This window comes from Streptomyces sp. HNM0575 (genome assembly GCF_012726265.1).
Lineage (GTDB): Bacteria > Actinomycetota > Actinomycetes > Streptomycetales > Streptomycetaceae > Streptomyces.
The window spans coordinates 120184-139057 of record NZ_JAASAG010000013.1 but is presented as its reverse complement, the minus strand read 5'-3'; the positions used below and the strand labels follow the sequence as shown (position 1 = coordinate 139057).

Annotated in this window: 14 protein-coding genes and 1 tRNA gene; 5 read left to right on the top strand and 10 right to left on the bottom strand. The window is 70.7% G+C overall.

Annotated elements, in window-relative coordinates; all coding sequences use genetic code 11:
• Nucleotides 1-8: 8 nt before the first annotated feature.
• The 4 genes from HCC61_RS27120 to HCC61_RS27105 form a co-directional block, all read right to left on the bottom strand.
• Nucleotides 9-530, bottom strand: a complete 522-nt coding sequence (locus HCC61_RS27120; RefSeq protein ID WP_169139883.1) for a copper chaperone PCu(A)C — start codon at nucleotides 528-530, stop codon at nucleotides 9-11.
• A complete protein-coding gene (locus HCC61_RS27115) occupies nucleotides 527-1195 on the bottom strand; it encodes an SCO family protein (protein WP_169139881.1) in 669 nt (222 codons plus the stop codon). The genes HCC61_RS27120 and HCC61_RS27115 overlap by 4 nt, the downstream gene beginning before the upstream one ends.
• A gap of 307 nt (nucleotides 1196-1502) precedes the next feature.
• Nucleotides 1503-2234 (bottom strand): YcnI family protein, encoded by a 732-nt coding sequence (locus HCC61_RS27110; RefSeq protein ID WP_169139878.1) that lies wholly within the window; start codon nucleotides 2232-2234, stop codon nucleotides 1503-1505.
• A 237-nt stretch (nucleotides 2235-2471) separates the two neighbouring features.
• Nucleotides 2472-3404 carry a hypothetical protein gene (locus HCC61_RS27105; protein ID WP_169139876.1) on the bottom strand — a complete coding sequence of 311 codons (933 nt, stop codon included), beginning with the start codon at nucleotides 3402-3404 and terminating at the stop codon, nucleotides 2472-2474.
• A 340-nt stretch (nucleotides 3405-3744) separates the two neighbouring features.
• Between HCC61_RS27105 and HCC61_RS27100 the strand changes: the two genes are divergently transcribed.
• Nucleotides 3745-4230 (top strand): ATP-binding protein, encoded by a 486-nt coding sequence (locus tag HCC61_RS27100; RefSeq protein ID WP_169139874.1) that lies wholly within the window; start codon nucleotides 3745-3747, stop codon nucleotides 4228-4230.
• 150 nt (nucleotides 4231-4380) lie between these two features.
• Here HCC61_RS27100 and HCC61_RS27095 read toward each other — a convergent pair whose 3' ends face one another.
• The 3 genes from HCC61_RS27095 to HCC61_RS27085 all read right to left on the bottom strand — a co-directional run bounded on the left by HCC61_RS27095 (nucleotide 4381) and on the right by HCC61_RS27085 (nucleotide 8992).
• Entirely contained in the window at nucleotides 4381-5385 is a 1005-nt protein-coding gene (locus tag HCC61_RS27095) for a PP2C family protein-serine/threonine phosphatase (protein ID WP_169139955.1), read from the bottom strand.
• A gap of 339 nt (nucleotides 5386-5724) precedes the next feature.
• Nucleotides 5725-7167: an aminopeptidase P family protein gene (locus HCC61_RS27090; protein ID WP_169139872.1), complete on the bottom strand. Its 1443-nt coding sequence runs from the start codon at nucleotides 7165-7167 to the stop codon at nucleotides 5725-5727.
• A gap of 268 nt (nucleotides 7168-7435) precedes the next feature.
• Nucleotides 7436-8992 carry a PP2C family protein-serine/threonine phosphatase gene (locus HCC61_RS27085; protein ID WP_240969323.1) on the bottom strand — a complete coding sequence of 519 codons (1557 nt, stop codon included), beginning with the start codon at nucleotides 8990-8992 and terminating at the stop codon, nucleotides 7436-7438.
• 602 nt (nucleotides 8993-9594) lie between these two features.
• On the opposite strand from HCC61_RS27085, the gene HCC61_RS27080 reads away from it, so the two are divergent.
• A complete protein-coding gene (locus HCC61_RS27080) occupies nucleotides 9595-10419 on the top strand; it encodes a bifunctional DNA primase/polymerase (protein ID WP_169139868.1) in 825 nt (274 codons plus the stop codon).
• Between the two features lie 616 nt (nucleotides 10420-11035).
• Here HCC61_RS27080 and HCC61_RS27075 read toward each other — a convergent pair.
• The 3 genes from HCC61_RS27075 to HCC61_RS27065 form a co-directional block, all read right to left on the bottom strand.
• Nucleotides 11036-12007 (bottom strand): DUF5926 family protein, encoded by a 972-nt coding sequence (locus HCC61_RS27075; protein ID WP_169139866.1) that lies wholly within the window; start codon nucleotides 12005-12007, stop codon nucleotides 11036-11038.
• Nucleotides 12008-12612: 605 nt separating this feature from the next.
• The gene (locus HCC61_RS27070; RefSeq protein ID WP_169139864.1) at nucleotides 12613-13182 is read right to left on the bottom strand and encodes an ATP-binding protein; all 570 of its coding nucleotides are present in this window, start codon (nucleotides 13180-13182) and stop codon (nucleotides 12613-12615) included.
• 229 nt (nucleotides 13183-13411) lie between these two features.
• Nucleotides 13412-14230, bottom strand: coding sequence for a glycerophosphodiester phosphodiesterase (locus HCC61_RS27065; protein WP_169139862.1), 819 nt, complete (start codon nucleotides 14228-14230; stop codon nucleotides 13412-13414).
• A 200-nt stretch (nucleotides 14231-14430) separates the two neighbouring features.
• Between HCC61_RS27065 and HCC61_RS27060 the strand changes: the two genes are divergently transcribed.
• The 3 genes from HCC61_RS27060 to HCC61_RS27050 all read left to right on the top strand — a co-directional run bounded on the left by HCC61_RS27060 (nucleotide 14431) and on the right by HCC61_RS27050 (nucleotide 18751).
• A complete protein-coding gene (locus tag HCC61_RS27060; RefSeq protein ID WP_169139860.1) occupies nucleotides 14431-16002 on the top strand; it encodes a trypsin-like peptidase domain-containing protein in 1572 nt (523 codons plus the stop codon).
• A gap of 54 nt (nucleotides 16003-16056) precedes the next feature.
• A tRNA-Ser gene (locus HCC61_RS27055) sits at nucleotides 16057-16144 on the top strand.
• Between the two features lie 1092 nt (nucleotides 16145-17236).
• Nucleotides 17237-18751, top strand: coding sequence for a GMC family oxidoreductase N-terminal domain-containing protein (locus HCC61_RS27050; RefSeq protein WP_169139858.1), 1515 nt, complete (start codon nucleotides 17237-17239; stop codon nucleotides 18749-18751).
• The last annotated feature ends 123 nt before the right edge of the window (nucleotides 18752-18874 follow it).

Sequence of the window (18874 nt, the reverse complement as noted above, 5' to 3'; positions counted from 1 at the left end):
TCGGTCCCTCATTTCTTCGGTACGAAGTTCGTCGCCTTGACCGGCATCGACACCTCGATGTCGCCGGACTTGCTGAAGTGGAGCGTCACCCGCACCTTCTCGCCCTTGACCGGTTTCCGCTCCGGTTTGAGGAACATGATGTGGTTTCCGCCCCTGCTCAGCCGCAGAGTCCCGTCGGCCGGCACCGGCAGCGACTTCACGTGCTGCATCTGCTGCGCGGACGTCTTGTGCAGCTCCGCCTTGCCGAAGGACTCGCTCTCCACGGAGGTCAGCCGGTCGCCCGTACCGCCGGAGTTCCGCACGGTGAGGAAGCCGCCCGCCATGTCGCCGGTCACGGGCTCGGGCATGTACGCGCCGCTGACGGAGAGCCGGGGCCGCTCCCCGGACCCCGAGCCGGACCCGGAACCGGAGCCCGAACCGGATCCGTCGCCGGATCCGCACGCACCGAGCGCGACGGCACCGGCCGCGACGGCCAGCAGCGCGGCGAGCGGCCGCCGGAGTCCGACGGCCTTCCTGGAAGCGCCCGTCATGGGTTCTCCCCCTTGATGATCGCGGGGAGTTCCTTCTCGAGGATCTCCGGAGTCGTATTGCCCTGGGTGTAGAGGACGTGCGCCTTGTCGTCCTTCGGCGAGAAGGCGAGCAGCTGCGCGCCGTGCGTGGAGACGACGTCCCCGTTCTTCTTCTTGTACGAGGGCTCGATGCTGACGCCCACGGTGCGCGCGCCCGCCTGGATGGTGTCGAAGTCGCCCGTCAGCCCGATGAATGAGGGGTCCTGGCCGCGCAGCCAACTGCCCAGCTCCTTCGGATCGTCGCGCTTCGGGTCGGAGGTGACGAAGACGACCTTGAGCTGCTTCTTCTGCTTCGCGGTCAGCTTCGATCTGGCCACCGCGATGTTGCTCATCGTCAGCGGGCAGATGTCGGGGCAGTGGGTGTAGCCGAAGTACAGCAGCACCGGCTTGCCCTTCGTCTTGTCGATCAGGTCGTACTTCTCGCCGTGGGTGTCGGTGAGGGTGAGGTCCGGCTTCTCGAAGGGCTCGTCGAGCACCGCGCCGCCCTTCTTCTGCGGCTCGACGGATGCGACGGCCTTGTCGCCGCCGCCCTTCCCGCCGCTTCCCCCGGAGCCGCCGCAGCCCGCGACGGCCAGGGCACAGGCCAGGGTGAGCGCGGCGGCGCTGATGGTCGTGGTCTTACGCATAGAGCACTGGGCTTTCTGACTCCCTGCTGCTGAGCAGCGTCGATATGAGGTCGATATGAGGTCGGTGTGCGGTCGGTGCGCGGTCGGGGTGCGGTCGGGGTGAGGCTTTTACGGTCCGGTCCGGTCCGCGCCGGGATGGGATGCCCCGGAGCCGGGGTCCCGCCCCGGCCCGAGCCGGAGCCGGGAGCCCCGGGGCGGGGGACGCCCGTACCGCCGCGGTGCCGCCGTACCGCACGGACACGGCAGCACCACCGGCGATACGGAGCCCATCGGGCACGGACACCCCGGCCCGGCCGGCGTCCGCCGGCTAGGCGCCGCGGCGCCGTCCCGCGAGGACGCCGAAGGCGACCCCGGCGATCCCGGCGACGATCCCGGCGACACCGAGCACGCGTGCTGTGTCGTCGGTGCCGCCGCCCCCGCCGTCCGAAGTGCCGCTCTCGGCGGACGCGTTCTCCGAGTGGCCCGCGGCGTCGCCGCCCTTGGCGTCGGAGTGGCCGCCTGCCGCGTCCGGTGTCAGCTTCAGCACGGGAGCCGGATTCTCCGGTTCGGGCTGTCCCTTCTTGGGCTCTTCGATCCAGCGGACGACCTCGTCGTCGTCGTAGGTCTGGAGCGCCTTGAACACGAGCTGGTCGGTGCCCTCTGGCAGTTCGCCCATCGAGACCGGGAACTGCTGGAACTCGCCCTTCTTCACCTCGCCCCCGGTCCAAGTGATCTTGGTGACGGCCTCGGTGACCTTCTCGCCGTGCATCTTGATCGGCTTGTCCAGCTTGGACTTGGTGACCTTGACGTCCCAGCCGGGCACCGGCTGCGGCATCACGGAAGCGAGCGGATGGTCCTTGGGCAGGTCGACCTCCAGCTTCGTGGTGGAGGCGTCGTCCCGTTCGTTGGGGACCTTGAAGTTGACGACGGCGTGGTCGCCCGGCGCCGCGTTCTCCGGGTCGACCGTCACGTGTGCGAAGGCGGGTCCCGCGCACAGCAGTACGGAGGTGGCCGCGAGGGCGCCGACAGTGGTCAGACGCCGGCGCGTAGTGGTCTGCATGGTGATGCTCCTGGATGACAGGACGGAACGCATGACGGATGTACGGGGCGTACCGGCGCACGGACTTCACGGGCGTACCGGCCGCACGGGATGCACGGGCGCGGCGGCGCGTGAGTCAAGGCGTCGCTGCGGCACGGCGGTTCAGCGATACGGCGGTACGACGTGCCCGTCGCAGGCACACGTCTGTCTCGTGCGCGGCCGTGCGCACGCCGTCGTTCCGTCCTCGGGCGCCGTGCGTCAGGCCGCGAGCGAGTAGCTCTCGTGCGGCGCACGGCGGGGCGGACCACGCCTGTTGAGCGAGTGGTCCAGCAGTACGGAACGGGCCGTTCCATGGTCCTGCGCGTACCGGAACCAGGTCGGCGCGGGCATGGGCGGCAGCAGTCCGCCGCCGAGCGCCCGTACGAAGGCGAGAGCCGCACCCAGCGCACCGAAGGACGCCTTCACCCGACGGACGGCGCTGCGTGCCGAGCGCGCGGAGAGCCGTACCAGCCGCCACAGCGCCGCCTCTCCGCGGCGCAGGAACAAGCCGAGCACGAGCGCGGCGAGGAGGTGGCCAAGGAGCATCGGGCCGTCGAACAGGCTCAGGGCCGCGTGCGCGGCGGAGCGCAGGCACTCCAGCGGGGCCTCGGCGGCGGACGCGGCACCGCCGGCGGCCTCGTGCCCGGCGTGACCCGCGTGTCCGGCATGGCCCATGTGCTGCCCGGCGTGGTGTGCGTGCCCGGCCAGCCTGTCGGCGTCGAGCCCGGCGTCGGAGACGATCTGCCGCGCCCGGGACTGGCTGATCCCGCCCGCGGGCTGTTCGTCGCAGAGCAGCCGCGCGGCCAGGTCCCGCAACCCGGCGCCGTGGGAGAGGCCGTGCGCCCCGGCGTGCGCCGGGCCGGACGGCATCGCGGAGGCGCCCGCACCCGTACCGGCGGCCGTACGTTCACACGAGAAGAGCGTGTGCAGCGCGACCTGTCCGGCGGCCAGCAGCGCGGCTATCCCCGGAAGCGACCGCTCCCGTCCCGCCAGCGGAGCCGCGACCGCGAAGACCACGGCGAAGCCGAGACCCAGCGACCACAGCGGCACGTGCTGCCCGCCCGTCAGCGAGTGGCCCGCCGCGGACAACGTCACACAGACCGCGGTGAACACCGCGGCCCGCACGAGTCTGAGATCCGCCCCGGCAGTCATGGCGGCGTCATCATCTCACCGGCGCCGCGGCCGCATCCTCCAGGGGTCGAAACGCCCGGAATCCTGTGCACTCGTCGCAGTCGTCGCGCTCGCCGCACGCACCGGCCCACCGCGAGCCGCCGGGGCAAACGGCCATGAGCCGCCCACGGCGAACGGTCACGGCAAGCCGCCGCCTACCGCCATGGCCCGGCCGTACGGGCCGCGTCCTCCCGCGTCCTCCGATAGGACGGGTTGAGCCGACACGGGTGCGTAGGGACCGGCCATCCGGCAATACGTATGCGCATGGCCGTGGTGGTCCCGCGGGGCCGACCGTCGAGCCTCGGCCTGTGGAGGGTTGAGCATGAGCATGTGGTGGTGTCTCCGGTTGAGGCGCGAAGCTGCCAGCGTGCCGCTCGCCCGGCGGTTGCTTCTCGATGCGATGGCCGGCGCCGGGGTGGACACCGAGGTCTCGTACGAACTGTCGCTCGCGCTCTCCGAGGCGTGCGCGAACGCCGTCGAGCACGGCCGCGGCGAGCACTCGGACGCCTACTGCGTGACCGCCTACCTCGACGGCGACAAGTGCCGCATCGAGGTCTCCGACTCCGGGCCCGGATTCCGCACCACCGCCCTGCCGCGCACCATGCCCGTGGACGCCGAGACCGGCCGCGGGCTCTTCCTCATCGAGTCGCTCGCCGACCACGTACGCGTACGGAACAGGCCGGGCCACGGCGGAGCCGTCGTCACCTTCGACAAGACCCTCAAGTGGCGGCACGCCGAGGCGGCCGGTACGGCGGGCGGCGGGCACACGTCCGAGAGCGGCGGCAGCCCGCTGCTGGCGGCGGGCTGACCCAGGACTTCAGGCTCAGGGGCTCCCGGCTTCAGGCTCAGGGGCCCGGGCTTCGGATTCCGGACCTCGGGATTCGGGCTCAGGACCTCACCGACTCCAGGTCCCGGATCCCCGCCCCGAGTTGGTGGCCCCCGTAGCGCGCGCTGACCGTCACCGGTCCCGGTGGCGCAGCAGCAGCATCGCCGCGTCGTCGTGCGGCGGCGCTCCTATGTGCTCCGCGAGGTCCAGCCGTACGGCGGTCAACGCCGCGTCCGGATCAGGGTCCTTGAGCAGGACGCCGCGCTCGTGGAGCGGGTAGAAGCGGTTGGTGCGGTCGCGGGCCTCGCTCACGCCGTCCGTGTAGAAGAGCATCTGGTCGCCCGGGACGAACGGCACCAGGTGCGGTGCCGGCGCCGGCCCGTCCTCCAGATCGAGGCCCAGAGGCACGGCACGCTCGGGAGGTTCCGCGTAGTGCACGGAGCCGTCGGGGCGGATCATCAGCGGCGCGGGATGGCCGAAGTTGAGCAACGTCGCCTCCTCGTCCGGCTCGCGCACCTCCGCGAGCACCGCCGTGACGAACTTCTCGCCGAGCAGATGTCTGGCGAGGGCGCGCTCCAGCCGCTTGCCGACCGCCATCAGGTCCGGTTCGTCGTACGCGGCCTCACGGAACGCGCCCACCACCACGGCCGCCGTCTCCACGGCCTCAAGTCCCTTGCCCTGCACGTCGCCCACGATGACCCGTACGCCCGTGGGCGAGGTCACCATCTCGTACAGGTCGCCGCCGATACGGGCCTCGGCCACCGCCGACGTGTACGAGACGGCCGCGCGCAGATGCCCCGCGCTGCGCGGCACGGGACGCAGCAGCACCCGCTGCGCGGCCTCGGCGATGGAGCGCACGCTGGCCAGTTCGGCCTCGCGCCGCTTGCGCATCGACGTCGCCGCCACACCGGCCACGGCGACGCCCGCGACCGAGATCAGCGTCGTATAGCCACGGCGGTCGTCGACCTGGGCGTTGAAGATGCTGAGCATGAGCGACAGCGCCAGCGCGACGACGCCGATCACCACGCTGCGCCGCACATTGCCGATGAGCCCCGCGAACGCGGGCCCCAGGGCCATCATCGGCAGGAAGCCGATCGACGGGCCTGCGAAGACGTCGACGAGCACGACGATGCCCATGGCGATGAAGGGGAGCGCAGCCAGCAGGCGGGGCCGGAACTGAAGCGTGACCACCCTGACTCTCTTCCTCGACCGATACGGATGCCGGACAAAGCAAGGTTAGGCACCTAAGCCGGATTCCGTACCCGCTCTGTGACTAACCGGATGCGGAATAGATCCTGCCGCTCCGTTCCGCGGGTCTGTTCCACGGGTCTGTTCCGCCGGTCCGGCACCCGGTCGGGCTCCCGGTCGGCTCCCGGTCACCTCGCGGCTCCCGGACTGCTTCTCCCGGCCGGCTCCCGGCCTCCCCACCATCGGAGACAGCCGCGAACCGCCCCGGATCGTCCTGCCGTCGAGCGGTCAGCCCTTCAGCCGCGCCATCCACGCCTCGACGTCCGAACTGCTGCGCGGCAGACCGGCGGAGAGGTTCCGGTTGCCGTCGTCGGTGACGAGGATGTCGTCCTCGATGCGTACACCGATGCCCCGGTACTCCTCGGGCACGGTCAAGTCGTCGGGCTGGAAGTACAGTCCGGGCTCCACCGTCAGGCACATTCCGGGCTCCAGCGTGCCCTCGGCGTAGGTCTCGCGCCGTGCGGTGGCGCAGTCGTGCACGTCCAGACCGAGCATGTGGCCGGTGCCGTGCAGCGTCCAGCGGCGCTGGAGCCCCAGCTCGAGCACGCGCTCCACGGGCCCGTCCAGCAGCCCCCACTCCACGAGCCTCGTGGCGAGCACGCGCTGCGCGGCGAGGTGGAAGTCGAGGTACTTGGCGCCGGGCTTGACCGCCGCGATGCCCGCTTCCTGCGCCTCGTGGACCGCGTCGTAGATCTTCCGCTGGAGCTGCGTGAAGCTGCCGCCCACCGGCAGGGTGCGGGTGACGTCGGCGGTGTAGAGGGTGTGGGTCTCCACCCCGGCGTCCAGCAGCAGCAGTTCGCCGGAGCGCACGGCGCCGTCGTTGCGCACCCAGTGCAGCGTGGTGGCGTGCGGTCCGGCCGCGCAGATCGAGCCGTAGCCGATGTCGTTGCCCTCGACGCGGGCACGCAGGAAGAACGTTCCCTCGATATAGCGCTCGGAGGTGGCCTCCGCCCTGTCCAGCACCTTCACCACGTCCTCGAAGCCGCGCACCGTCGAGGCGCACGCCTTCTCCATCTCGCCGATCTCGAACTCGTCCTTCACCAGGCGCATTTCGGAGAGGAAGACCTGGAGCTCGGTGTCCTGCTCCGCGGTCACCTTGTCGGTGAGGGCCTGCTCCACCGCGGCGTCATGGCCCCGTACGACGCGCACCGGGCCTGTGGCGGCGCGCAGTTCGGCGGTGACGTCGCGGACGTCCGCGCACTGGATGCCGTACAGCTGCTGCGCCTCGCTGAGGCTGTGGCGCCGGCCGACCCACAGCTCGCCCTGGCCGTCGAGCCAGAACTCGCCGTTCTCCCGGTTCGAGCGCGGCAGCAGATAGAGCGTGGACTGGTGTCCGCCGCCCGCCGGGTCGGGCTCCATGACGAGTACGCCGTCCTCGGTCTGGTCGCCGGTGAGGTATGCGTACTCGACGGACGCACGGAAGCTGTACTCGGTGTCGTTGGAACGGGTCTTGAGGTTCCCCGCGGGGATCACCAGACGCTCGCCGGGGAACCGGGCGGAGAGACGCGCACGCCGGTCCGCGGTGTGCCCCGCCTGCGGGACGGGCCGGAGGCCGCGCAGCTCGGTGTCGGCCCAGCCGGTCTTCATGTTCTCGGCGAGCTCGTCGGAGACGGCCGGGTAGAGGCCGTTCTTCCGCTGCTTGATCGGCTGCTCGTCAGCGGATTCCGCCACGTCTGCCTCCTGCTTCCGGTGTCCGGTGGTGCCGGTGTTCGAGCGCTTTCCATCGTATGGGGGCCCGTGGGCGCGCGGAAGCTGGTCACCTCGGGCCCGAGCGCGGACGAGCGGCGACGTGGAGGGGCGGACCTGGAAGGGAGCGCGCGGAGCGGAGAGGAGGGAGAGGGGGAGGCGAGTGAGGTACGGGAGCCGGGGCCGAAAGCCGGGGCCGGAAACGGGGCCGGAAGCCGGGGCCGGAAGCCGGGGCCGGAAGCCGAGGCCGGGATCAGAAGCGGGCGGCCAGCAGCACGACGTCCTCCGCGGCGCTCCCCGGATGGGCGGCCTGGCCGTATGCCCCGGGGGCCCCGGCGGTGCCGGGCGCGGGAGTGGGCCCGGTGCCCGCGGTGTCACCGGACGGCAGAGCCGTGCGCAGCACGTGGTCGACGAGGGCCTCGGGATCGGCCCGTACGGCGGGCGGCGCGCACCCGGCCGCGGAGTGCAGGCGCGCGAAGGCACGGTCCATCTCCTCGCCGGTGCGGTGCAGCAGCCCGTCGCTGTAGAGCAGCAGCGTCTCCCCCTCGTACAGCGAGAGCTCGACGCTCGGCGCCTCCCAGCAGGCGAGCATGCCCAGCGGCGCGGACAGCGTCGTCTCCACGTACTCGGTGCGGTGCTCCCCGACGATCAGCGGCGGGCAGTGGCCGGCGCCGGCGAGCAGGATCCGGCGCACGGACGGCTCGGCGTAGGCGAAGAGCGCCGTCGCCGAACGCGCGGGCTCGGTCAGGCGCAGCAGCAGCTCCAGATCGGAGAGGACGGCGACGGGGTCCTCGCCCTCCATCACCGCGTACGCGCGCAGCGAGGCGCGCAGTCGTCCCATGGCCGCGACGGTGCCCGGCCCGCTGCCGGTGACGCCGCCGACCGAGAGCCCGAGCGCGCCCTCGGGCAGCGGCAGCGCGTCGTACCAGTCGCCGCCTCCGCCGGGGCCGGTCAGATGCCGTACGGCCATCGTCACGCCGGGCACGCGCTGGAGCCTGCTGGGCAGCAGCCCCTCGCGCAGGGCGCTGAGATCCGCGCGGGTACGGGCGAGTTCGAGATGGCGGGCGATCTGCTCGCTGGCGCAGCGGAGATAGAGGCCGAGCAGATGCCGCTGGCGCGCGGTCGGTTCGGCGGGCTCGTCATAGAGCCAGACGGCGGCGCCGATGCGGGGGGCGTCGGCGGTGGCGATGCGGGTGGCGTAGCTGGCGGCGTAGCCGAGGCGGGCGGCGACCTCGCGGTGGCGGGGGTCGAGGGTGTCGTCCGTGGCGATGTCGGGGTGGGTGATCTCGGGGTAGCCGCGCTGTTCGCCCCTGCCGGCTGCCAGGTCGGAGTCGTCGGCGGCGGTGCCCGCGAGGGTGCCGGTGCCGGAGACGGTGGCGGCGTCGCGTGCGCGGACTCCGTCGGCCGGCTCGGGGACGGAGGGCAGACCGTCGAGGATGCGCGCGTACGAGGAGGAGCTGCGCGGCACGGTCTCCAGCTCGCCGATGTCGGCGCGGCCGAGGCCGAGGCCGATGGTGCGCTCCGGGCTCTCGCTGTCCACGGGTTCGAGCGCGACGAGGCCGCGTTGGGCGCCGACGAGGGTGGCGCCCGCGCGGAGCGTCTCGCGCAGCGCGTCGTCGAGAGTGGCGGTGCCGGAGAGCCGTTCGGCGAGTTCCTGAAGGGTCGTCAGATCGGTTACCCAGCTGGCCAGACGGTCGTGGACGGCGGCGAGCTGTTCCGAGGAAGCGTCGGAGGAGGGGGGCGCAGTTTGCGGTGGCGGGGAGATCACGGGTTTGAATCCGGCCACTTTCGACCGCTGCGGGGCGCTCATGGGAACGTTCTCCCGCCCTGGGTTCTCTCTCTGCTTTGCATCGCAAACCCCCATGTCACGCTGCTCCGCTGGCAATGCACAAGATGTACACGTAGCAGCAACGGGATGTCCAGCATCGGCCTTGCACTACGAATGGTGTCCGTGTGCTGCTGTTGACATCAGGGGGGCGGGCCGCGGTTGCACGAGGTTGGCGTAAAATCGCCTCTGAGAGACGGCATTTGCTGTCGACTGGAGCAGCCCCGCGCATCTGGTCGCTTCCGAAATCCCGAGGAAGCGCAGGCCGGAGCATCGGCACAGCTGTCGCGGGTACGGAACCCGGTGAGGGAACAGCGCGTCATATCAGGCAGTGGCCTCCCCTTTCCGGTTCGGCGACACGCACGGCCAGCACAGGCGCAATACCAAGCGTTATCCAGGGCACCAGCACAGGTGGCGCACGGCACGCGAGTCCCCAGGCGTGAGCCGCCCCCCGCCGTGCCAGTACGCGCGGCTTACGGAATGACCGCGGTTTTTACGCGCAGTGAGTAATGAGTGACGTGTTGTGATGGGCTGAACGATCTCTGTCTGGACGATCTGTTGGCGTTCACGGAAAGGAACGAGCGCACATGCGCGAGATCCTCGGAAGGCGACGCATGAACCGGTCATCGCTGCGTAACGCGGCGCTGCACTGCGCCACCCGCTGGGAGTGGCCCGTACTTCCCGGAGCGACTCTCACCCCTCCCTCGTCCCCTTCGTCCCGGAGCACCTACCAGTCCAAACGGCCGCTGTCCGCGGTGTGCTCCTGCCCCGACGCCGACTGTGTCGTACCCGGTGCGCACCCGTTCGACCCGGTGCTCCTCGCCGCGACCACCGACGACCGCATGATCCGCTGGTGGTGGACCAACAGGCCGTCGGCGCCGGTGATTCTGGCCACGGGCGGCCGCGGCCCGTCCGCGCTGAGCCTGCCGGCGATCGCGGGCGCCCGCGCGCTCGCCGAGTTCGACCGTCGCGGCGAGCGGCTCGGGCCGGTCGTCGCGACGCCCACGCGCTTCGCCCTTCTCGTGGCGCCGTACGCGCTCGAGGAGCTGGGCGAGCGGCTCTACGCCCATGACAGGGTGCCGAGTTCGCTGCGCTTCCACGGCGACGGCGGCTACATCGCGCTGCCGCCCTCGCACACCGGCGCGGGACGGGTCCGCTGGGAGCGGGAGCCCGTCGCGGCGGACGCGGCCGGCGGGGAGGACGGCGACGGGGAGGAGCGCAGGACCCGCAGGGGCGGCTTGCGCGGCTGGAAGCGTGAGATGTCGCGCGGCGGCTCACGCGGTACGCGCGGCGCGCGGCGGGGCGGCCTCACGGACGGCGCTCCGTTCCTGCCCCGCATGGAGAGCGTGCTCGACGTGCTCGTGGAGGCGAGCACCACGGCCCCCGACTCCGGTACGAGCCTTACGTATTGAGCCTCGCGCACTGAGGCACAGCGGTGCCCCGCCGGGAAGGCGGGGCGCCGCCTTATGTGCGCCCGTGCGCCAAGTCGGCGCCGTCGAGGGGCCGTTGGGTCCGGCCGCACGCAGCGGACCGTCACCGCCCTTGAGTCGTACGCACGAAGGCGAGGGGCTCGCGCTGCGGCGGGCCGCGGTCGGGGCCGTGCTGACCGTGCTGTCCGTGTGCGGATCTGTGCCATGTCCGCGGGGATCCGGACGCGAGCGGACGATGAGGTGCCCGGGGAAGCGGGGCCACGGGGCGGGCGTGGCCGAGCCGTGAGTGCGGGATCCGGTGCCGCGGTAGGGCGGCTGACATCGCCGAGAAGAGAGCCAACTCGCATCCGTCGCGGGGGAGTTGGCGGGCGGCTCCGGCAACGTACGGACCCGCCCATGAAAGAACCCGGTCGCTGGCGACGGGGGATGCACCAGCGACCGGGCTCCTAGAAAGGTAACAAGAGATCTGCCGTTAGCAAATTCGATCGCGCAGATCCGGACGTTGATTTACCTGCCAGTATGCGCATACAAGCGCGCTGTGTGACGCGAGTCACGGCACACTTTCTCCGCGTGGTCGTTGCGGAACGGTCTATTCCGTTCAACTCAGAGTGATTTGGCGGTTCATGAGCCCGCTGCGCGCACGCCGCTCGTCCGCAGTGAGCGCCGCCTCGGAAGCGAGCGCTCCGGCCAGCCGTTCGCTGAACTCGGCCGCCGGCTTCTCGCAGTCCTCGGCGATCATTCCGCCAGGCAGATCCCATACGGGAACGACCAGGCCGTGCGCACGGAACGAGCCGACGAGCCGGGTGTCCTCGCCGAGCGAGGAGCCGCCGGCGGCGTGCAGCCGCGCGAGCGCGTCGAGCAGCTTCTCCTCCGGATGGGTCATGACCCAGCGCAGGTGGTTCTTCTCGGGCGTCTCGCACCAGTACGCGCCCTCCGCCGCCGAGAGCCGGGCGGTGGGAATCGCGGCCGAATTGGCACGCTCCAGGGAAGCGGCGACCTCACCGGCCGCACTGTTGCTGCCGTCGCCCAGCCAGAACTCGAAGCCGCTGTGCACCTCCGGCGTGAACTGCGCGTCCAGGTCGAGCAGATCCTGTAGCCGCGGCCCGTCCGGCGCCGCGCGTCCCGCGTCCACGGGCGAACCGGGGTCGGTCTCGAAAGCACGCTGAAGGGTGTCCGCGAGATCGCGGCTGATGTCACCCGAAGCGGTGTCGTTCTGAAGTCCCACCAGCACCTCGCCGTTGTCACGGCGCAGCGCCGGCCACGCCATCGGCAGCACCGTCGCGAGCGTCACGGAGGGCACGCCCTCGGGCAGGCCGTCCTTGAGCGTCAACTGCGCCGTGGCGGCGGGCACGAGTTCACGCATCGCGACCCAGTCGGGCTCTCCCGGCAGCCCCTCGAAGGGACGCCGGACCAGCTCCGTGACGGCGTGCGACGCCGCGCGCCCGTGGCACGCCTTGTACCGGCGCCCTGAACCGCATGGGCAGGGCTCGCGTGCGCCGACGACGGGGACCTCCCCGCCGGTGGTTCGCGGTGTTGTGGCCTTGGGCTGGGGGCGGCGCTTCTTGGCCATGAGGTGCGGTTCTCCAGGTCTTCGGTCGTGGAAGGGGCCGCCCGGGTCCGGTGGGGACCGCTCGGCGGCCGTCGGTCGGTGTCCGGCTCGGTCCGGCTCGATCTGGCTGGGTCTGGCTGGGTCGTGTGCGGTGTGCAGGTCTCTGTGGTCTGCCGGGTATTCCGTTGTTCGGCTCGGGGTCGGAGTCGGGTGCGCGCGTGCCCATGCCCGGCCGGTGCCTGAACACGGTCGGCATGGTCGGTGCCGTGGGCGCGCGATGCGGTCGGAACGGCCGGCGCGGCCGGTGCCCACTCCGCGCCGCGTACACGCGCGTGGCGGGACCGCGACGCGGGCCGGGCGGTGGTCGGGTCGCCTGCCCGCGGGAAGTGCGTGCGCCGGCTGTCGCCGCGAGCCTAGCCGGTGAGAAGCGGCGCGTAAGGCGTTCCGCGTGTCGCCGGGCGGCCCGCGGGTACGCCCCTGGTGCCGAACCTCCGTGGCCCGCACGGAAGTTGCACGCGGAAGCTCCGCGAGCACGCTGCGGACGACAGCTCCGCCCGGCACTCCGCACTTATGCGCGGCGCCAAGTCTCCGCCCCGGAACCCGCGTTCAGCAGCGGGCTCAGCGGCTCAGCACACCTCGTCGGCTCCCGCCAGATCGAAGGCGAGGCTGTCCGCCAACTTCTCCCCGACATCGGAGCCGGACGCCAGCACCACCCAGACCGTGACACCCCTGACGGACTCGCTCTCGGCCTGACGTATTCCGCCCGCGAATTCCGGCAGCTCGGAGCGCACTTGCTCGGGAACCTGCTGCCGCGCCTCTTCGCGTACGCCCCAATCACGCGCCAGCGCACCGATGATCGCCAGACCGCGTCCGCCGCGGGCGCTGACCGACGGAGTCGCCGGAAGCGGCCGGGTGGGGCCGCCGCCGTCCGTCACGGAAATGGTCAACTCGCCGCGGCCGTCGTGGTTCCAGCTCGCGCGTACGAAGTCGTCCCGGCTCAGCGGCCGAGCATGCCGGCAGGAGTTGCTGAGCAGCTCGGAGAGGATCAACACCGCGTCGTCCACGACGGATTCGGCGGCTCCGCTGGCCAGCAGATCGGCGCGCATCCTGCGCCGTGCGGCCCCTACTCCGGCGGGGCCGTGAGGCACGGCCATCGTCGACGAAGCAGGCACGTTCTGTGCCATAACCAACGCCACCCCCGAGACCTCCTTTGCCCCACGCCAATTCGATAAGTGCCCCGCGAACGTCTGGCGGAAACCGGCCACGCATGCCCGCTTGACGCATTCCGCGGCATCGAATACAGCGCGAATGCACCGGCGCACCCCAGGTAAGCGGCATGGAACCAGGGCGAATTGGGCCGCGCGGCCCGCCTGCCGCCGGTGGCCGTGTGTGTCGCACGTAACACGAAGACGACAATTCGACGTCTCAGCCGAGTTGAGCCACGACTTCCTGTGGCCGGTTTGTGATCAGCGCGTCCACGCCGAGCCGTACGCACAGCTCGACGTCCTCCGGGTCGTTCACGGTCCACACGTGCACCTCGTAGCCGAGCCGGTGCGCCCGCTCCACGTAGCCGGGATGCGCGCGCAGGATGCGCAGGCTCGGCCCCGCGATGCGCACGCCGGGAGGCAGACGGCCGTCACGGTGGCGGGGCAGCAGCAACTGCATGAGGTACACGGTCGGGATGTGGGGTGCGGCGGCCCTGATGCGGTGCAGGGAGCGCGCGGAGAAGCTCATGATCCGTACGGACGGCACCGCGGTCCGGTACTTCTCCAGCAACTCCAGCAGCCGGGCCTCGACCTGACCGGCCCACCGCGAGGGGTGCTTGGTCTCGACGGCGAGACCGACGGGGCGGGGCGCCTCCGCCACGAGTTGCAGCAGACGCTCCAGCGTGAGCACCGACGTACGGTCGCTGGCCTCCTGGTCGGGCGACTCGTACGGGTCCTCGTCCGGCCCCTCCTTCTTCCACGAGCCGAAGTCCAGTGCGGCGAGGTCGGCCAGTTCGAGAGCGGAGACCGCGCCGCGGCCGTTGGAGGTGCGGTTGATCCTGCGGTCGTGCACACAGACGAGATGGCCGTCCGCCGTGAGCCGTACATCGCACTCCAGGGCGTCGGCACCCGCCTCGATCGCCTTACGGTATGCGGCCAGCGTGTGTTCGGGTGCGGCCTCGGAGGCACCGCGGTGCGCGATGACGGAGACCGGGCGGTGGGGGGAGAGACGCGACCCGGAGAGGCTGTGATTGCTCACCGGGTTATCGTGCCACCGGGATACGGGCGGCCGGCGGGGGGTCCGTCGCGGGGGTGTCCGTATGCCTGTTGTAAAGGACTGCTTCCCGGGCTCGGGCGGCGTCTTACGTCCGTCTGACGCACCATGGGAAAGGCTGTGCACGGTGCCGGAGCGCGTGAGCGCCCGGCTTGCGACGGCGTGTAGCTGATGAGGAGATGTCTGTGAGCACCGAGAACGAGGGCGCTGCCGCCACGCCGGCGGCGGGGCCGACTCCCACGCCCCCCGCGGTGCAGGACAGAGACGCGCACGAAGCTGCTGCCGGCGCCCGCGAGCCCGAAGCCGCCGACCGTCAGGGGCAGAGCATGAGCAAGTCCGAATCCACTCCGCCTGCACCGTCCGCACCTCCGGCGTCGTCCGCGTCGTCCGGTTCGCCGGGGCAGACCGAGCAGACCACTCCGCTTCCGGCAGCCGGCTACGGCGCCCCGGGCTCCGGAGGCGGCGGCCCGTGGGGGAGCGGCGCCCCGGGCGCTCCGGGGGGCCATGCCGCGTACGGCGGTACGGGACCGGGCGGACCCGGCGGTCCCGGATCCGGCGGTCCGGAGGGCCCCGGCGGACCCCAGTACCCGTGGGGCGCGCCGCCCGCGCCGCCCGGCCCGCCGCCGAGCGGCAAGCGCCTGCCGCGCGGACTGCTCGCGGCCGTCGCCGTCTGCGCGCTGGTCGCCGGTGGCATCGGGGGAGGCATCGGCTTCTGGGCCGCCGAGCGGGACGACGGCTCGTCGACCACGATCAGTTCCGGCTCCGACTCCGGGGCGCTCAACCGCTCCCCCAAGTCCGTCGCCGGTATAGCCGGCAAGACCCTGCCCAGCGTCGTCACCATCGAGACCAAGGGCGGCGGCCAGGAGGGCACGGGCACCGGCTTCGTCTTCGACAAGCAGGGCCACATCCTCACCAACAACCACGTGGTGGCCTCGGCGGCGGACGGCGGCGCGCTCTCCGCCACGTTCTCCGACGGCAAGAAGTACGAGGCCGAGGTCATCGGCAAGGCCCAGGGCTACGACGTCGCCGTCATCAAGCTCAAGAACGCCGACGACCGCAAGCTCGCCCCCCTCCCCCTCGGCAAGTCCAACCAGGTCAAGGTCGGCGACGCCACCATCGCGATCGGCGCGCCCTTCGGCCTCTCGGGCACCGTGACCACGGGCATCGTCAGCGCCAAGAACCGCCCGGTCGCCTCCAGCGACGGACAGGGCAGCAACGCCTCGTACATGAACGCGCTCCAGACCGACGCGTCCATCAACCCGGGCAACAGCGGCGGCCCCCTGCTCAACGCGCAGGGCGCCGTCATCGGCGTCAACTCGGCCATCCAGTCCGCCGGCGGCGGTGACGGCGGCGGCGGACTGGGCGGTGGCCAGTCCGGCAGCATCGGCCTGGGCTTCGCCATCCCGGTCAACCAGGCGAAGCGGGTCGCCACCCAGCTCATCAAGACCGGTACGCCCGTCTACCCGGTGATCGGCGCCACCGTCACCATGGACCAGAAGGGCGGCGGCGCGGTCATCGCCAACCGCGGCCAGAACGGCCAGGCGGCGGTCACCAAGGACGGCCCCGCGGACAAGGCGGGCCTGAAGTCGGGCGACGTGATCACGAAGCTCGACGACACGACGATCGACAGCGGGCCCACCCTGATCGGCACGATCTGGACCCACAAGCCGGACGAGAAGGTCAAGATCACGTACAAGCGGGACGGCAAGGAGTCCACGACCGACGTGACCCTGGGCGCCCGCAAGGGCGATCAGTGACCCCGGCGGCCATTCGCTAGGCTGACCCCGCGCCGCCCGTCAGGGGCGGCGCGGGGAGGTGTGCCCGAGCGGCCGAAGGGAACGGTCTTGAAAACCGTCGTGAGGTGATCCCTCACCGTGGGTTCGAATCCCACCGCCTCCGCGCTGAGAGCAGGCAACTCGGCCCCCGACCAGGGAAGTTGGTCGGGGGCCGTTGTTGTGGGGTGTGGCCCGGTGGTGACTGCGGTTCCCCGTGTTCCCCGCTCGGCCTGGCACGGGAAGTGGCACGGCAGTGGCCTCCTGGGCATCCTCCCAGTCCGTCCTGGTAATGACGAAAGCTCAGTCTACTTCTTTTGTCACCTTTGGCCGTTTTGAGTTGATGAACGCGTAAGGGATTCAACTCGGTACAGCTAAGGGGTGTTTCACGTGACGACGGTGCTTCGGCAGATTCTCGGCTTCTTAGCAGGGCGACCTTCTTCATCCCTGCCCTTGGGGCTCTCTGATCTGGCTCTTTGCATGGCTGGCAACGCAGTTGGTCTGGCCACTGTTCGGCATCGGGCTGTTCGTAACCGTAGTCGTGATCGCCATCGGGCTCAGCCAAACGTTTCGTCCGCCATCGCCTGAAGCCCCCAGCTGAGGATTGAACGATTCGGCTCGCTCAGTTCTTCTGGGTCTTACTGCGCTTTGTTGGTACCTGCGAGCGTCGGCCTTCGGGTCACAAGCTGGGGCCGGGCTCCCGCATCGGTCGTTGTTGGCCACCCCTCCTGTGTGGCGTCGCACGGCCTAGAGACGGCCCAGAGCCGAGATCTCGGTTGCTGCTCATCATGACGGGTGGAACTGGTCGCTTTTAGGTGCGGGAGTCATCCTGGTCTCGGCGGTTGGGCGTCGTTTGATGTCTCGACGCCCGCCATGCAATCAGGGCTGTGATCAAGCTCGCCATGGCGACGATCAAGCCTGAGGTTGCAGAAGTTGCCGCGGCAGCTACCTCGCCAGGTCCGGCTGCTGCTCCCGACGCAGTGCACTCACACGTGCTCGCTCCCCGGGCCTTCGGCAAGGCGACGGCCCGGATGCGGGCCCGTCGGCATGTCCTCAAGCTGGTCGTATGCCTGCGCAGAGGTTTGTGCCTCCATCGGTCCCGGCCGGCGGACGCCGGTTGACCGGCAACGGACGCGTCCCCTGAACCTCCTGCGGTCGATCACTTCCCTTCGCCCGAACATTGCGAAATTGGCGATCAGAACAACGATGGGACGGAATCATGACGGACAGCGACTCGAACTTCGACTTCGTGGTCGTCGGTGGAGGATCGGCGGGGAGCGTCGTGGCACGTCGCCTGGCCGAGGAGACCGATGCCAGTGTTCTGGTGCTTGAGAACGGCGACGGAGATGCGGACGCGCCGAGCCTCTACGATCCGACACGCTGGGTTGAGAATGTCGGGTCCGCCTTCGACTACGGGTACAGCTACACGCCTCATCCGGCGACGCATGACCGGCGGCATCCACTCGCCCGGGGGAAGCTGCTGGGGGGCTCGGGCGGTATCAATGCGCTTGTCTGGACGCGGGGTCACCAAGCGGACTACGACGAGTGGGCCGCGTCCGGAAACGTCGGCTGGGATTTCGAGTCCGTCCTGCCGCTCTTGAAGCGCAGCGAGGACTGGGAAGACGGTGAGAGCCGGCTTCACGGCTCTGGCGGGCCCGTGCATGTGGAACGCGCCAAGGATCTGCACCCGGTGGCCGCGGCCCTGATCGAGGCCGGGCAGTCCATGGGCATGCCGTATCTGGACGACGTGACCGTCGCCGCTCCCGAGGGAGTCGGTCCGGTCACCATGAACATCCGCGACGGTCGCCGGGTCAATCCGTGGGATGCCTACGTCACGCCTCTCCGGAACAGGAACCGGCTGACCGTCGTGACCGGTGCACGGGTGCAGAAGGTCGTCCTGTCCGGAGGCCGCTGCACCGGCGTCGAATACGTCGTGGACGGAGAGCAGGTGACGGCGTCCGCGCTCACCGAGGTAGTGCTCAGCGCCGGCGCGATCGACACCCCGAGACTGCTGATGCTTTCCGGAATCGGCCCGGCAGGCGATCTGGCGGCTGCCGGCATCGAAACGAATGTGGACCTGCCCGATGTGGGACAGAACCTCCAGGAGCATCCGTTCCTTGCAAGCCTGTGCTTCGACGCGAACGGTCCACTTCCGGCGCCGAACAACAACCTGGAGGGCAGCGTCGCATTCTGGAAGAGCAGACCGGATATCAGTCGGCCGGACCTGATGTTCGTGTCCATGCAAATCCCCTTCGTCACTCCGGAGATCGGTGCTCAGTACACGATTCCGGAGAAGGGCTTCTGCATCGCGCCCGGGCTGTCGCGGCCGCAGAGCAGGGGGTACGTGAAAATGCGGGAGGGGGGTGAGCTCGAGATCCAGCCAAACCTGCTGCAGGACGAGGCAGACATCGCGGCGCTCGCCGACGGAGTGGAGATCGGCTTCGACATGGCTAACGGCCCCGGCTTCCGTGAGATCGCCAAGAGGCTGGTGGCGCCGGGCAGCAGCATGACGCGGGCTGAGACGGTCTCGTTCATCCGGGACGCCGCCATGCCCTACTTCCACCCCGTCGGCACCTGCGCCATGGGAACGGTGGTGGACCCCGGCCTCCGGGTCTACGGCGTCGACGGGCTCCGGATCGCGGACGCGTCGGTGATGCCGACCATCGTCAGCTCGTATCCGCACGCCACCACAGTCATGATCGGTGAATTCGCCAGTCGCCTGCTGACCAGCTGATCGCGCCGGACGCACGCCCCGAGGGCGCCCTGCCGGCTCGGTCGGCGATCGCGTCGCGTCCGTCGAGCAGGGTCAGGTGGCCCGGCCGCCCGTCCTGTGGAATCCCGGTGCGGCCTCGCGCCG